Source organism: Ralstonia sp. R-29 (assembly GCF_049913345.1).
Classification (GTDB): domain Bacteria; phylum Pseudomonadota; class Gammaproteobacteria; order Burkholderiales; family Burkholderiaceae; genus Ralstonia.
In genome coordinates this window covers 1,474,103-1,489,962 of sequence record NZ_CP184378.1, presented here as the reverse complement: position 1 = coordinate 1,489,962, position 15,860 = coordinate 1,474,103, and the positions used below count along the sequence as shown (strand labels likewise).

Below are 15,860 nucleotides of genomic sequence, written 5' to 3'. Positions count from 1 at the left end.
GCTTATCGCTTGGCCGTTGGGGGCGTAGTGACCGTTTGGTTCCAGTCGCCGCCCACGGCTTTGACGAGGAACACGCTCGTCGCCATCTGCTGGCCGAGAATCTGCACCGCTGTGCGCTGGTTGTTCAGCAGTGACTGCTGCGCGGTGATCACGTCCAGCGACGTTGCCAGCCCGCCTTCATAACGCGCGCTGGCAATGTCATAGACCTTGCGGGCGCTCTCCACAGCCGCACGCGCCTGGTTTGCGGCGCGGTCCAGCGATTGCAGCCCGGCTAATCCATCTTCCACCTCTTGCAATGCGCCGAGCACCGTTTGCCGGTAATTGGCGATCGCGCCCTGGTAAGCCGCGTTGGCAAAGTCCACGCGTGCTCGGGTGCGGCCGGCATCGAACACCGTCTGCGCGATCTGCATGCCGAACGACCACAGCAGTGTGGGCGCAGAGAACAGCAGCGCGAGATCGCGGCTCTCCCAACCGGCGCCGCCATTGAGCATCACGCTCGGGAAGAACGCAGCGCGTGCCACGCCCACCTGCGCGTTGGCTGCGGCGGCACCGCGCTCGGCGGCGGCCACGTCGGGGCGACGTTCGATCACGTCGGACGGTAGCGCCACCGGAATCTGCGGCGCCGAGCCCTTGAGCGGAACCGGGTCGATATGGAAGGCCGGAGCGGGCGTGCCCACCAGCGTGGCCAGCGCGTGTTCGTACTGCGCGCGTTGTTTGGTCAACAGCTCGGCCTGCGTGGCGGTGCTGTCGACCAGCGTTTGTTGTTGTGCAAGATCGAGCCCCGAGGCCACGCCATCCTGATGCCGCGAGGTGACGTAATCGAGTGCCTTGCGCTGCAGGGCTAGGCCTTCCTGCACCACGGCGATTTCCGCATCGGTTTCGCGCAGGTTGTACCAGGTGGTGGCCACCTGGGCAGCGAGCAGCAGGCGGAAGTTCTCGAAATTGGCGCCGGCCTGTTCTTCGCTGGCGGCAGCGTTGGCGACGGTGTTGCGTACGCGGCCGAAGAGGTCGGCTTCGTAGCTCGCGTCAGCGCGCAGCACGAAATCGCTTTGCACGGTCGACATAGTTGGGCTGGTGTACGACGACAGCGGTCGATCTGCCGAGGTGCGCGTGCGTGTGTCGTTGTTGGTGGCCGTGATTGTCGGCAGCAAGCTGGCACGTGCGATACGCGTCTGCGCCTGGGCCTGCTCCAGGTTTGACAGCGCGACCTTGAGCGATTGGTTTTGCTGCAGCGCCTGCGTGATCAGCTGGTCGAGCTGCGGATCGTTGAAGCGCCGCCACCACGGGCCCTTGGGCGCGTCGTCGGCGGGCTGCGCGGCGCGCCAGGGCGCTTCGGTCTGCCAGTGCGCAGGCATGTCCATGGCCGGACGCTCATACGTCGGCGCCAGGGAGCAGCCGGCCAGCGACACGATCAGCGTCGCCGCCAGCGCGGTCGCGCGTAGCCGGGGCAGGCGGATCATGATGCGTGCGCGGACGCCGCAGGTGCCGATGCGGGCGCAGGCGCGACGATGGTCACGGCTTCGCCCTGCTCGATGGAGTCGGCCGGGTTGAGGATCAGCGCATCGTTCGCCTTCAGGCCCGAGACGATTTCGACATTGCGGCCGTAGTCGCGCCCGATGGCGACGGGGCGCAGGTCGACGCGGCCGTTTTCTGCGATGGCTATGCGCGGCCCTTCCTTGCGGAACAGCAACGTGTTGGTCGGCACGATAAAGGCAGTCGATGCGCCGGCGTCAGCCTCGTCGCCGGAGGTCTTGCCCTTGATGGCGACTTGCACGTATGCACCGGGCATCAGGTGGCCGTCCTTGTTGGGCAGTTGCACTTCCACCTGCATGGTGCGGGTGGCGGTGTCGATGGCGCCGGACGCACGCGCGATGGTGCCGTGGAAGGTCTGGCCCGGCAGTTCGGCCAGCGTGACGGCCACGTCCTGCCCAACCTTCACCTGCTGCGAATACGCCTGCGGCACATACAGATAGATGCGCAGCGGATCGGTCTGCGCCAGCGTGAACAGCTCGCGGTTGGCACCGGCGTTGCCGGCGTTGACGAGCGCGCCCACGTCGACATTGCGCTTGGTGACCACACCCGCAAATGGCGCGACCACACGGCGGAAGCCTTGCAGTTCTTGCAGGCGGCGCACGTTGGCTTCCGTAGCGGCCAGGTCGGCCTGAGCCTGGTTGGCGGCGCTGGTGCGCTCGTCCAGCTCTTGTTGCGAGACGGCGTCTTTCTGGCGCAGGTTCTGCCAGCGCGTGAGGGATGTCTGTGCCAGTGCTTTGCGGGCAGCGGCCTGGTTGCGTGCGGCCTGGGCCTGGTTCAGTTCCTGATCGACTTCCGGCGTGTCGAGCAGCGCCAGAACCTCGCCCTTGTCGACATGCGCGCCGATGTCCTTGAACCAGCGCAGCACGTAGCCGCTGGTGCGCGCGTAGATGGGCGATTCCACATAGCCCTGCAGCGTGCCCGGCAGTGTCAGTTCGCGATTCGCCTTGGCGGGTTTGGGCGTGGTGGTGTTGACGAAGCGGCTGGTCTGCGCGTTCACCTGGCGCTCCAGCGCGTGCGCATTGTAGTAACGGCTGACCAGCGTGCGCGCGGCGCCCAGCGCCAGCAGCACGGCTATGACGATCACGACCCAGCGTGCGCGACGCATCGCGGGGCCGCGGTCGACCTGTTCGATCGGGTCAACGGTGACGACGTGATGCCCCGCTTGCTGCCCCGGATGGTGCCCAGAATGCGCACCGGATGTTTGCTCAGACATGTCCTTCACTTCCCCGCAAATCGTGACTACGCCGGGTGGCGCGCCGCTGCAATCTGTTGTGCACGCTGGCAAACACCACCGGAACAAAGAAGAGTGTCGAGACGGTCGCAAACAGCAGACCGCCAATCACCGCACGACCCAGCGGCGCATTCTGCTCGGCGCCTTCGCCCAGGCCCAGCGCCATGGGCACCATGCCGATGATCATCGCCAGAGCCGTCATCAGCACCGGGCGCAGGCGGGTGGCGCCGGCTTCCAGCGCGGCCTGCACCGGCGCAATCCCTTCCGCCAGCCGCTCACGCGCAAATGAGATCAGCAGAATCGAGTTGGCCGTCGCCACGCCCATCGTCATGATCGCGCCCGTGAGTGAGGGCACCGACAGCGTGGTCCCTGTCACGAACAGCATCCACGCAATGCCCGCCAGCGCCGCCGGAAGGGCCGTCACGATGATGAGCGGGTCGATCCACGACTGGAAGTTCACGACGATCAACAGATACACCAGCACGATGGCCATCACCAGGCCCAGCCCCAAGCCGAGGAAGGACGACTCCATCGTCTTCACCTGACCGCGCACCGTCACCTGCGCGCCGCGCGGCAACTTGGGACGGATGTCGTCAACGGCCTTCTGCACTTCCTTGGCGACAGCGCCGAGGTCGCGCCCCTGTACGGAGGCATACACATCCACCACGGGCGTGATGTCGTAGTGCGACACCACCTGTGGTTGCACGCCCGGGCTCACCTGAACGAGGTTGCCCAGCAGTTGCGGGCCGCCTGCCTGCGCAGCACCGCCCCGCGAACCCGCCACAGGCGTGCGCAGCAACGCATCGAGCGAATCCACGCGGTATTGCGGGCTCGTCACGGCCACCTGGTAGACCACGCCGTTGATCGGGTTCAGCCAGAACGTGGGCGAGGTCTGGAAGCTGGAGCTGAGCGACACGAGCAGGTTCTGCGCCACGTCGCGCCCTTCCAGGCCGACCTGCTGGATGCGCGTGCGATCCATGTTCAGGGCAAGCATCGGCTGGTCGAAGCGCTGGTGCACGTGCGTATCGACTGCGCCCGGAATCTGCTTGATGCGGTTGGCGAGGATGCCGGCCAACTGCTGGTTGGTCGCCACATCCGCGCCCGAGAACTGCACATCAATCGCGGAGGGCAAACCGAAGTTCAGAATTTGGCTGACGATATCCGCCGGCTGGAACGCGAACTCTACGCCCGGGAAACGTTTCGGCAATTCTTCGCGCAGGCGGCTGATATAGGTCGCGCTGGGTTTGCGCTCGCCCTCGTGCAGGGCGATGAGGATTTCGCCGTCCAGCGTGCCGATGGTGCCGGCGTTGCTGTACGAGAGGTTGATCCCCGAGTTCGGCACGCCCAGGTTGTCGAGAATGGTCGACAGTTCCTGCTTGGGAATGATCTCGCGGATGGCGGTTTCCACTTCATCCGCCAGGCGTGCGGTTTCCTCAATGCGCAGGCCCGACGGCGCACGCATGTGCAGACGGATCTGCCCCGCATCCACATCGGGGAAGAAGTCGCGGCCCAGCGCGAAATACAGCGCGCACGACGCCACGCAGAAGCCGAGGAACGACAGCGCGAACATACGGCGGTGCTCCAGCAGCCCGCCGAGGATGGCAGCGTAGTTGCCGCGCATGTGTTCGAACTGCCGGTTGAAGGACTCGTATATCCGGCGGAATGCACTGGGCTTTTTCGCGTCGTCCGTATGGCCGGTCATCAGCATCATCACCAACGTCGGCACCAGCGTGCGCGAGAGCACATACGACGCCAGCATCGCAAAGATCACCGCTTCGGCCATCGGCACGAACAGGTAACGCGCCACGCCCGTGAGGAAGAACATCGGCACGAACACGATGCAGATGCAGATCGTCGAGACGAAGGCCGGTACCGCAATCTCGGCCGCACCGTCGAGGATGGCGGTGACGGGCTCCTTGCCCTCGTGCAGGTGGCGCTCGATGTTCTCGATGGTGACGGTGGCGTCGTCCACCAGAATCCCCACCGCGAGCGCCAGGCCGCCGAGCGTCATCAGGTTGATGGTCTCGCCAATCAGATGCAGCACGATGATCGACGAGAGGATCGACAAGGGAATCGACACCGCAATGATGGCCGTGCTGCGCCAGTTGCCGAGGAACAGTAGGATCATGGCCGCCGTCAGGCACGCGGCGATGATCGCTTCGCGAATCACGCCTTCGATGGCGGCTTTCACGAAGAGCGACTGGTCAAATAGCGGCGTGATCTTCAGGTCTTGCGGCAGCGCGGCGGCGGCGGTCGGCAACAGCTTGTAGATGTTGTTGACGATATCCAGCGTGGACGCGCCGCCGTTCTTCAAGATGGAAAGCAGCACGCCGCGCTGGCCGTCCTGGCGCACCACGTTCGTCTGCGGCGAGAAGCCGTCGCGTACGTTGGCCACATCGCCCAGGTAGAGCGTCGCACCGTTGCTGGTCTTGACGGGAATTGCATTGAGCGCGGCGATGCTGCCCGGCGTGCCGTTGAGCGTGACGCCGTATTCTGTGGCGTCGATCTTTTGCGTACCGGCCGGCAGGATCAGGTTCTGCGCGCCGACTGCGTTGACGATGTCCACGGGCGTGAGGCCCTGCGCGAGCAGCTTCTGCGTATCGAGGTCCACCGTGATCTGCCGGCTCTTGCCGCCGTACGGAAACGGTACCGCGATGCCCGGCACGGTAATCAGGCGCGGGCGCAGGAAGTTCACTGCGGCATCGTTGAGTTCCTGCTCCGAGAGTGTGTTACTCGAGAGACCCAGTTGCAGGATCGGGATGCTCGACGCCGAATACTTGATCACCAACGGCGGCGTGGTGCCCGGCGGCAACTGCCGCACCTGCGCCTGCGTGCTTGCCACGATCTGTGCGAGCGCGGTTTGGATGTTGGCGTTGGGCTGGAAGAACACCTTGATGATCGACACCCCACCGAGGGATTGCGACTCGATGTGCTCGATGTCGTTGACGGTGGTCGTCAGGCTGCGCTCCGTGACGGAGACGATGCGGTCGGCCATCTCCTTGGCGGGCAGGCCGTTGTAGTTCCAGATGATGCTGGCAACCGGAATGTCGATTTCCGGAAAGATGTCCGTCGGCGTACGCATGAGCGTAAACGGCGTCGCCAGCAGGATCAGCAGGGCGAGGACGATGAACGTCAGCGGCCTTCGCAGCGCGAGTTGGACAATCCACATGGAGAGGTTTCAGAACTGCGGTGCGAAGCGTTGATCGGGGCGCAATCCGCTCGAACGGCGGTGACTCATCATTCTATCGCCGGGCTCAGTCGCTCTGCACGTTCCTTTGATCTGTCTTTATTACATTGCATAACGGCGATTGCCGGGGCAACTGAAGGGGCCACAGAAGGGGCGCGCTCAGCGCAGGTTACGCCCGCATTGCAGCAGCAGATCGTGCAGCAACTCCGCGTGGGCGGCGTCGATCCCCTGCAGCATTTCCTTCTCCAGCCGGCTGACAGCCTCATCGCACAGCGCGAGCAGCGCAAGCGCCGCGTCAGTCAAGCCCAGCATGACGATGCGGCCGTGCGTCGGGTCGGGCGTACGGGTGACCCACCCGCGCGCTTCCATCGTCTTCACCACCTCGTTGGCCGATTGCGGCGACATGAACGAGCGCTCCGCCAGTTGCGCGTTCGACAGGCTGCCGCGCGCATACAGCACCGACAGCGCGGTGAACTGCGGCACCGTCAGCCCGTGCGGGGCGAGCGCTTCACCCAGGCGGCGCTTGACGATGCGATCGGTGCGGCCGATCAGGTAGGGCAGGCGGGCGGACGTTGCCGGCCCAGATGCCGAGCCCGGCGGGTTCGATCGAGGTGCGGTGCGGGTGGTTTTGGTGGCCGCCATGGATGTGGGGAGGTGGATGCGCGTGCAGATGCGCACATTCTGCTACGCGTTTTTTGGATCAGGGTTTACGGCAAGCACAATCTCCTTGTGATATCAGGCTACCTGATATTAAATGGGCACCAAGCTGAGACGCACCGCACACCGGACGGTGCCGGTCTCAAGCAAGCCGACAGATCAAGGAGATGGAAATGGCTGATTACCAAGGGCGCTGGAAAACCGTGGACGTGAAGGTCGACCAGGGGATTGCGTGGGTGACGTTCAACCGCCCTGAAAAGCGCAACGCCATGAGCCCGACGCTCAACTCGGAGATGATCCAGGTGCTCGAAGCGCTGGAGCTGGATGCCGACGCCAAGGTGCTGGTGCTGACCGGCGCGGGTGACGCCTGGACGGCCGGCATGGACCTGAAGGAATACTTCCGCGAAGTCGATGCCGGCCCGGAGATCCTGCAAGAAAAGATCCGCCGCGATGCGTGCCAGTGGCAATGGAAGCTGCTGCGCATGTACGCCAAGCCGACCATCGCCATGGTCAACGGCTGGTGCTTTGGTGGTGGGTTCTCGCCGCTGGTGGCGTGCGACCTGGCGATTGCCGCCGACGAAGCCACCTTCGGCCTGTCGGAAATCAACTGGGGCATCCCGCCGGGCAACCTCGTCAGCAAGGCGATGGCCGATACGGTGGGCCACCGCCAGGCGCTGTACTACATCATGACCGGCGAAACCTTTACCGGCCCGCAGGCGGCGGCCATGGGCCTCGTCAACGAGAGCGTGCCGCGTGCCCAACTGCGCGCCCGCACCGTGGCGCTGGCCGAGAAGCTGCTGGAGAAGAACCCGGTGGTGCTGCGTGCCGCCAAGCACGGCTTCAAGCGCAGCCGCGAGCTGACGTGGGAGCAAAACGAGGACTACCTCTACGCCAAGCTCGACCAGGCCACGCTGCGTGATCCGGAAGGCGGCCGCGAGCAGGGGCTCAAGCAGTTCCTCGACGACAAGTCGATCAAGCCGGGCCTGCAAGCGTACAAGCGCGCTTAACGCCATCGTCGATCCCGCATACAACGCCCCCGGAGACGATCCATGCCTGACGTGAATCAGCTTGTGACCCTGCTGATCGGCGGACAAAGCCGGCCGGCCGCCAACGGTGCCACCTTCGAGCGCCGCAACCCCGTCAACGATGCGGTGGCTTCGCGCGCGGCCGCTGCCACGCTGGAGGATGCGGACGCCGCCGTGCAAGCGGCTGCCGATGCCTTTCCTGCGTGGGCCGCACTGCCGCCGGGCGAGCGCCGCAAGCGCCTGCTCAAGGCCGCTGACTTGATGGACCAGCACACCGATGCCTTTATCCGTACCGGTGCCGCCGAGACGGGCGCCAGCCCCAACTGGATCGGCTTCAACGTCATGCTGGCCGCCAACATGCTGCGCGAAGCCGCGTCCATGACTACACAGATCGACGGCAGCGTGATCCCGTCGGATGTACCGGGCAATTTTGCGATGGCGGTGCGCCAGCCGTGCGGCGTTGTGCTCGGCATTGCACCGTGGAATGCGCCGGTGATTCTGGGCACGCGCGCTCTCGCGATGCCGCTGGCATGCGGCAATACGGTCGTGCTCAAGGCATCGGAAATATGCCCCGGTATCCACCGGCTGATCGGCACGGTGCTGCACGAAGCGGGGCTGGGTGATGGCGTGGTCAACGTGGTGACGAATGCGCCTGCGGATGCCGCGCAGGTGGTCGAACGCTTGATCGCGCATCCGGCCGTGCGGCGCGTGAACTTCACCGGCTCGACGCACGTGGGGCGCATCATCGCGCAGCACGCGGCACGCCACCTCAAGCCCGCGCTGCTGGAGCTGGGCGGCAAGGCACCGGTGTTGGTGCTGGACGATGCCGACCTCGATGCCGCCGTGGAGGCCATTGCCTTCGGCGCGTTCTTCAATCAGGGCCAGATCTGCATGTCGACCGAGCGTGTGATTGTCGATCGCAAGATTGCCGATGCGCTGGTTGAGAAGCTGGCCGCCAAAGCCCGCACGCTGCGCGCAGGCGATCCGATGGACGCCACCGCACAACTCGGCGCGATGGTCAGCGTGGATGCGGCCAAGCGTGTGCAGGCGCTGGTGGAAGACGCGCGCGCACAAGGCGCCGCGCTGCCGGTGGGTTTGCACGCAGATGGCGCGATCGTGCAGCCGGTCATTGTCGATGGCGTGACGCCCGCCATGCGGCTGTACGGTGAGGAATCGTTCGGCCCCGTGGTGACGGTGGCCCGTGTGGATGGCGATGAAGAAGCGATCCGCCTGGCCAACGACAGTGAATACGGCTTGTCTGCCGCCGTGTTCAGCCGCGACGTGTCGCGTGCCATGCAGGTGGCGCAGCGCATTGAATCGGGCATCTGCCACATCAACGGGCCCACCGTGCACGACGAGGCGCAGATGCCGTTTGGCGGCGTGAAGAGCAGCGGCTACGGGCGCTTTGGCGGCAAGGCATCGATTGCCGAATTTACCGAACTGCGTTGGATCACGCTACAGAACACGCCTCGCCACTACCCGATTTAACCGATCTGAAGTGCCGCAGCCGCCCACTACAACCATAAAACGGGCGGCGCATTCAGGAGACAAGACGTGAATCACGTCGAAATGCAGCAAACCCGGCAGGTTCAAACCGGGCACCCTGCGCCGCCCCCGGCCGGTGTGCCCTATCGACAGGTCGCCGTGAGCGATGCGCCTGCCCGTTGCGAGCGGGACGGCACGGTCTGGCATGTGCGCAATACCGAAGCACTGGCGGACCACCCTCAGCGCATGACGGACTGCCTGGTGGCCGGTGCGCAGCGCCACCCGGATCGTGTGCTGGCCGCACGTCGTGGCCCGGACGGTGAATGGATCAAGCTGACCTACCGCGAGATGCTGGAGCGCGCCCGCGCAATCGGCCAGGCGCTGCTGGATCGTGGTGTGTCCGCCGAGCGCCCGTTGGCCATTCTCTCCGGCAATGATCTGGAGCATCTGCAACTGGCGTTTGGCGCCATGTGGGCGGGTGTGCCGTATGCGCCGGTGTCGCCGCCGTATGCGTTGGTGTCGACGGACTTCGGCAAGCTGCGCCATGTATTTGACGTGCTCACGCCGGGGCTCGTTTATGCCGCAGAGGGCGCAGCCTTCGCCAAGGCCATCGACGCTGTGGTGCCGGAGGGTATTGAAGTCATCACGCGGGACGGTGCATTGCCGGGCCATATCGTCACCAAGGCCACCGCCTTCGATACGCTGCTGCAAACACCGGTGACCACCGCCGACGCCGCACAGGCCGCCACCGGCCCCGACACGCTGGTGAAGGTGCTGTTCACCTCCGGCTCGACACGCCAGCCCAAGGCTGTGCCGACCACGCACCGCATGCTGTGCAGCAACCAGCAGATGCTGCGCCAGACTATTCCCGAGTTTGCCAAGGAGCCGCCGGTGCTGGTGGACTGGCTGCCCTGGAACCACACCTTTGGCGGTAGCCACAACGTGGGCATCGTGCTCTACAACGGCGGCACGCTCTACATTGATGACGGCCGGCCCGTGCCCGGCAAGTTTGACGAGACCCTGCGCAACCTGCACGAGATCGCGCCCACGGCGTACTTCAACGTGCCCAAGGGATGGGAAGAACTTGCGCTCGCGCTGGAACGGGACCCGGCGCTGCGCGAGACCTTCTTCTCACGTGTGAAGCTCTACTTCTTTGGCGGCGCGGGGTTGTCGCAAGACGCGTGGGATCGGTTGGAGCGCGTGACCGGACAGCACTGCGGAGAACGCATCCGCATCATGGCCGGCCTGGGCATGACCGAGACCTCGCCGTGCTGCCTCTTCACCACGGAGCCGATCATGCGTGCGGGCTATGTCGGCACGCCGGCGCCGGGCTGCGAACTCAAGCTGGTGCCGGTGGGCGACAAGCTGGAAGCGCGCTTTCGCGGGCCGCACGTCATGCGGGGTTACTGGCGCTTGGGCGACGCGTCCGCCGCCGACGTCTTCGACGAAGACGGCTATTACTGCAGCGGCGATGCCCTGCGTTTCTATGATCCGGCGCACCCCGAGAAGGGCCTCGTCTTCGATGGCCGCATTGCGGAGGACTTCAAGCTCAGCTCTGGCACCTTCGTGAGCGTCGGGCCACTGCGTGCCCGCGTGATCGCAACGGGCGCACCGTATGTGCAGGACGTGGTGATTGCCGGCATGAACCGTGACGACATCGGCCTGATGGTGTTTCCGCAGGTTGAGCGATGCCGGAGTCTGGTGGGGTTGTCGCCCGCGGCCACGGTGGCCGAGGTATTGGCTGCACCGGCCGTGCGCGCCGCATTTGCCGCGCTGTTGCATGAGCTGAATGCCACGGCCACCGGCAGCGCCACGCGTGTGGCGCGGCTGCTGTTGCTCGATGCGCCGCCCTCGTTGGACCGCGGCGAGATCACCGACAAGGGCACGCTCAACCAGCGCGCTGTGCTGGCCTACCGCGCGGCGCAGGTCGACGCGCTGTATCGCGATGGCGACCCTGCCGTGATTCGCGCGGGCTGATCCCAACGCAGCACCACGACCAACCGGCAAAGACCGGTTCATCCACCCAGGAGGAGACTCATGAAGACCGTCATGTCACGGGGCATGGCACTGTCCGCGCTCGCCCTCGCGCTGAGTTGCGCCGGCTGCAACGACGACAGTGCCGCCACCAGCGATGCGTTGCCCCAACTCGCTCCCGCCACCGGCATGAACCTCGCCGCCACGTGCGAGAGCTTTGCCGGCAAGCTGAGCTTTGCCAACACCAGCATTACGGCGATCTCTACCGTGGCCGCCGGCACGTTGACCGTGGGCGGCAACGCCGTGCCCGAGCATTGCCTGATCACCGGCACCATGAACACGCGTGTGAGCCCAGTGGACGGCAAGACCTACGCCATCGGTTTCGAGATGCGCCTGCCGAAAGCGTGGAACGGCCGCTTCTTCTATCAGGCCAACGGCGGGCTGGACGGCGCTGTGCTGACGGCGCTTGGGAGCCTGGGCGGTGGGCCCATCAGCAGCGCGCTGGGCTCGGGCTTTGCCGTCATCAGTTCCGATGCGGGGCACAACGGTAGCCAGAACCCGCTGTTCGGGCTGGACCCACAAGCACGGCAGGACTACGGCTACAACGCGGTCGCCGTGCTCACGCCGATGGCGAAGTCGATGATCGCGCAGGTGTACGGCAAGGCGCCGGACCGCAGCTACTTTGGCGGCTGCTCCAACGGCGGGCGCCATGCGATGGTGGCGGCAGCGCGTTCGGCCAATGCGTATGACGGCATTCTGGCGGGCGACCCGGGCTTCCATTTGCCCAAGGCGGCCATCAACGAGGTGTATACCGCGCAGCAATTGGCCACGGTGGCCACCGCCAACACGAGCGCCGGGCAACCCGACATCACCACGTCGCTCACCGATACGGAGCGGGCCATGGTGGCCAGCCACGTGCTCGCCAAGTGCGACGCACTGGATGGCGCCACCGACGGCATGGTGAACAACCTCAAGGCCTGCCAGGCCGCGTTCAGCCTCGCCAACGATGTGCCGACCTGCACCAGCACGCGCGATGGCACGTGCCTGACCCCGGCACAGAAAACCGTATTGGCAAACGTGTTTGCCGGCGCGCGCAACAGCGCGGGGCAAGCGCTGTACTCGGGCTTTCCGTTCGATGCCGGCATCAGCGGCAGCGGCTGGTCAGCCTGGAAGCAGGGCAACTCGCTGCGGCTGGATCCGGCGGCACTGGCCTTTGTGTTTACGACGACACCGCAGCCGGCGTCCGCCATCACCACGCTCACGGCGTACGGGCTGGCGTTCAACATGGATACCGACGCGCCCAAGATCTTCGCCACCGACGCGACGTACACCGAATCGTCATGGTCATTCATGACGCCGCCCAACGAGACCAACCTCAGCACACTCAAGCAGCGCGGCGCCAAGCTGATGGTCTACCACGGCACCAGCGATCCGGTCTTCTCGTCCGACGACACAACGGACTGGTACCAGCGCCTGGCCGCAGCCAACGGCGGCGATGCCAGCAACTTCGCGCGCTTCTATCCGGTACCCGGCATGAACCACTGCTCGGGCGGCCCGGCAGCAGACCAGTTCGACATGCTGACGCCGCTGGTGGCCTGGGTGGAGCGTGGTGTCGCACCTGACAGCGTAGTGGCCACCGCACGCGGCCCGGCCAACGCCGTGCCCAACACCGAAGTGCCGAGCGATTGGAACGCCGCCGGCCACGACCGCACCCGCCCGCTGTGCGCGTATCCGAAGACCGCGCGCTACACGGGCACCGGCAACATCAACGACGCATCGAGCTTCAGCTGCCAATGACGCCGGCCCAACTTCCGGAAGGAGACGCCATGCAAACCACAAGTCCTGCTTTGAGCCGCGAGTCCGCGGGCTCCGGCATCGCCATGACCCTCGGCCTGTGCTTCATCGTCGCGCTGCTCGAGGGGCTCGATCTGCAATCCATCGGTGTGGCCGCGCCGCGCATGGCACGCGAGTTCGGCCTGTCGGTCGGGCAGATGGGCCTGGCCTTCAGTGCGGGCACGTTCGGGCTGTTGCCCGGCGCCATGCTGGGCGGCCGCCTAGCCGATCGCATCGGCCGCAAGCGCGTGCTGATTCTGGCGACCGCGCTGTTCGGCATCTTTTCCATCGCCACCGCACACGTGTGGGATTTCAACAGCCTGCTGGCGATTCGCGTGGCGACCGGTCTCGGGCTTGGCGCTGCCATGCCCAACCTGATCGCGCTGTGTGCCGAAGCGGTGCCAACACGCCTGCGCAATACCGCCGTCAGCATCATGTATTGCGGCATCCCGTTCGGCGGGGCCATCGCGGCGGTGGTCGGTTTGTTGAGTGCGGGTGACACGGGCTGGCGCCATATCTTCTACGTTGGCGGTTTCGGGCCGCTGGTGGTGGTGCCGCTGCTGCTGACGCTGCGCGAATCGCGCCGCTTTGATAGCGCGCAGCGTGCCAATGTTCAGCCGCCGCCGGTGTCTTGGGCGCTGTTTGGCGAACGCCGCACCGCCACCACGCTGTTCCTGTGGGTCAGCTATTTCTTCACGCTGATCGTGCTGTACTTCCTGCTCAATTGGTTGCCTTCCTTGATGGCCGCGCAGGGGCTGAGCCGCCCGCAAGTGGGCATGGTGCAGATCCTGTTCAACATTGGCGCCGGTGCCGGGGCGCTGGGCATCGGCATGCTGATGGACGCAGCACGCCCGCGCTGGGTGGTGTCGGGCATGTACGTCGGCATCATCGCCGCGCTCGCGCTGCTGGCAGCGGCGGGCGGCATGGTGTCGATGTCGGTGGGGGCCTTCATGGCCGGGCTGTTCGTGGTCGGCGCGCAGTCGGTGCTCTATGCGCTGGGGGCGGCGTACTACCCGACGGCCGTGCGCGGCACCGGCGTGGGGGCAGCGGTGGCGGTGGGCCGGCTGGGCTCGATTGCCGGCCCGATGCTCGCCGGGCAGTTGCTGGCGATGGGGCAGAACGGAACCACCATCATCGGCGCGAGCATCCCCGTCACCATCGTGGCCGCAGTGGCTGCACTGCTGTTGCTCAAGCGGCCGCGCGTGCAGGACTAGCGCATCGCATGCTGGCGCCGTCCGCCCGGATGGCGCCGTTCACACATTCCAAACTGCCGGCTCGCCAGATATGGGGGGCGGGACCGGTTCGACCCTAGGAGGGGCCCCCACATGCAAAACACCACCTCGTGCCTGCGCCGCGTTGCGCTGGCAGCCGCCACCTGCGCACTCGCCAGCGGCGCGGCCAGCGCCCAGAGCGTCACGCTTTATGGGCTGGTTGATACCGGCATCGAATACGTCAGCCACGCCAATGCCAACGGCAACGGTCTGACACGCATCCCGTCCGTCACCGGCACCTTGCCTTCACGTTGGGGCTTGCGCGGTGCAGAAGACCTTGGCAACGGCGTCAAGGCCGTGTTCACGCTGGAGAGCGGCTTCAACACCGACACCGGCACGTCCGGCCAGGGTGGCCGCCTGTTCGGCCGCCAAGCGTGGGTGGGCCTGGCGAGCGACTACGGCACCGTCACGTTCGGCCGGCAGTACAGCATGGTCTTCCTGTCCATGCTCGATGCCGACATCCTCGGCCCCAGCCAATACGCCGTCGGCTCGCTGGATGCCTACATCCCCAACGCCCGCACCGACAACAGCATCGGGTACAAGGGCACCTTCAACGGCCTGACGGTGGGCGCCACGTACTCGTTTGGTCACGATGCGGCAGGCGGTGTGCCGGCATCCGGCACGTGCGCCGGGGAAGTGGCCGGCAACCCGTCGGCATGCCGCACGATGTCTGCGATGGTGAAATACGATGCCGCCACCTTCGGCGTGGCGGGCGCTTATGAAGAGCAGCGCGGCGGCACGGGCGCCACCGCATCGTTCTTCAACGGCAGCGCACCCATTGCCTTTACCGATGCGGGCGACAAAGACCGCCGCATCGTCGCCAACGGTTATGTGAAGCTGGGCAACGCCAAACTCAGCGCAGGCTGGATCGGCCGCCACCTGCAAGCTGCTGCCGGTGACGTGCGCTCCAACCTCTACTTCGTCAACGGCAGCTACCCGCTCACCGGCGCACTCACGCTGGATGCTGGCCTGCTGCGCATCGTCAATGCGGACCAGAGCCGCAGCGCGACGATGGCCGTGGTGCGCGGTGTGTATGCGCTGTCCAAGCGCACCGCGCTGTACGCGCAGACGGGCTATCTGTGGAACAGCGCCAACGCGCAGTATTCCGTGAGCGGTGGCGGCGGCGGTACCACGCCGGCCAAGGGCGTGGGCCAGCTCGGCGCGATGGTGGGGGTGCGGACGGCGTTTTGATTCGGTGGGTAAGGCGGCGCCTGACTGCCTTGCGGTCGATCAGGCGTCGCGACGCTTCTTGTCCACCACGCAGGGGAAGGACACCGAGAGGTACCTCGTGGGCGGTTGATAGAACCCGAAAGGCCTAATCAGGCGATCCAATGGGGACGATCGTGGGCTTCCCATCGGCGGTGCAGCAGCCGTTAGGGCAGCCTGGGCCAAACTCGATGCCTAGTGTGGTGGGTCGGGTGGTGCTATGTGGCCCCACGTATTCGGCTTTCCAAATCGTTGTGCCGCCGTAAATGACCGCCTTTCTGTCTTCGCCCATTTGGATCAGGAAGTCTTTCACCCACTGACCCCGACGCTCGGCCATTGCCTCGTCAGGGTGTGCTTCATCTTGATATGCGATCAACAGGAAGAACGGTCGGTTCGGATAGGTTTTTTGCATGTCCATCACCCAGGCACCAAGTCGTCCTGCCTCGCTTCCACTTAAC

At 65.6% G+C, this 15,860-nt stretch carries 11 protein-coding genes; 6 read left to right on the top strand and 5 right to left on the bottom strand.

Features of this window, described 5'->3' with window-relative positions:
- Positions 1-2: 2 nt before the first annotated feature.
- From ACN9M1_RS23865 to ACN9M1_RS23850, 4 genes are all read right to left on the bottom strand, one after another.
- Positions 3-1,460: an efflux transporter outer membrane subunit gene (locus ACN9M1_RS23865; RefSeq protein WP_426399338.1), complete on the bottom strand. Its 1,458-nt coding sequence runs from the start codon at positions 1,458-1,460 to the stop codon at positions 3-5.
- Positions 1,457-2,746, bottom strand: a complete 1,290-nt coding sequence (locus tag ACN9M1_RS23860; RefSeq protein WP_426399336.1) for an efflux RND transporter periplasmic adaptor subunit — start codon at positions 2,744-2,746, stop codon at positions 1,457-1,459. The genes ACN9M1_RS23865 and ACN9M1_RS23860 overlap by 4 nt, the downstream gene beginning before the upstream one ends.
- Entirely contained in the window at positions 2,739-5,933 is a 3,195-nt protein-coding gene (locus ACN9M1_RS23855; protein WP_426399334.1) for an efflux RND transporter permease subunit, read from the bottom strand. The genes ACN9M1_RS23860 and ACN9M1_RS23855 overlap by 8 nt, the downstream gene beginning before the upstream one ends.
- 177 nt (positions 5,934-6,110) lie before the next feature.
- Positions 6,111-6,593 (bottom strand): MarR family winged helix-turn-helix transcriptional regulator, encoded by a 483-nt coding sequence (locus ACN9M1_RS23850; RefSeq protein ID WP_426399333.1) that lies wholly within the window; start codon positions 6,591-6,593, stop codon positions 6,111-6,113.
- Positions 6,594-6,781: 188 nt separating this feature from the next.
- Here ACN9M1_RS23850 and ACN9M1_RS23845 point away from each other — a divergent pair, with 188 nt between their 5' ends.
- The 6 genes from ACN9M1_RS23845 (at position 6,782) to ACN9M1_RS23820 (ending at position 15,387) form a co-directional block, all read left to right on the top strand.
- Positions 6,782-7,615: a p-hydroxycinnamoyl CoA hydratase/lyase gene (locus tag ACN9M1_RS23845; protein ID WP_426399332.1), complete on the top strand. Its 834-nt coding sequence runs from the start codon at positions 6,782-6,784 to the stop codon at positions 7,613-7,615.
- A gap of 42 nt (positions 7,616-7,657) precedes the next feature.
- On the top strand, positions 7,658-9,121 hold the full coding sequence (locus ACN9M1_RS23840) for an aldehyde dehydrogenase (RefSeq protein ID WP_426399331.1): 1,464 nt from the start codon (positions 7,658-7,660) through the stop codon (positions 9,119-9,121).
- Positions 9,122-9,202: 81 nt separating this feature from the next.
- On the top strand, positions 9,203-11,095 hold the full coding sequence (locus ACN9M1_RS23835; protein ID WP_426400718.1) for a feruloyl-CoA synthase: 1,893 nt from the start codon (positions 9,203-9,205) through the stop codon (positions 11,093-11,095).
- Between the two features lie 60 nt (positions 11,096-11,155).
- Positions 11,156-12,889, top strand: a complete 1,734-nt coding sequence (locus ACN9M1_RS23830) for a tannase/feruloyl esterase family alpha/beta hydrolase (RefSeq protein WP_426399330.1) — start codon at positions 11,156-11,158, stop codon at positions 12,887-12,889.
- Between the two features lie 29 nt (positions 12,890-12,918).
- Positions 12,919-14,139, top strand: a complete 1,221-nt coding sequence (mhpT, locus tag ACN9M1_RS23825) for a 3-(3-hydroxy-phenyl)propionate transporter MhpT (RefSeq protein ID WP_426399329.1) — start codon at positions 12,919-12,921, stop codon at positions 14,137-14,139.
- 111 nt (positions 14,140-14,250) lie between these two features.
- Positions 14,251-15,387 (top strand): porin, encoded by a 1,137-nt coding sequence (locus tag ACN9M1_RS23820; RefSeq protein WP_426399328.1) that lies wholly within the window; start codon positions 14,251-14,253, stop codon positions 15,385-15,387.
- Between the two features lie 124 nt (positions 15,388-15,511).
- On the opposite strand, the gene ACN9M1_RS23815 is transcribed toward ACN9M1_RS23820, so the two are convergent.
- The gene (locus ACN9M1_RS23815) at positions 15,512-15,814 is read right to left on the bottom strand and encodes a hypothetical protein (RefSeq protein WP_426399327.1); all 303 of its coding nucleotides are present in this window, start codon (positions 15,812-15,814) and stop codon (positions 15,512-15,514) included.
- Between the last annotated feature and the right edge of the window lie 46 nt (positions 15,815-15,860).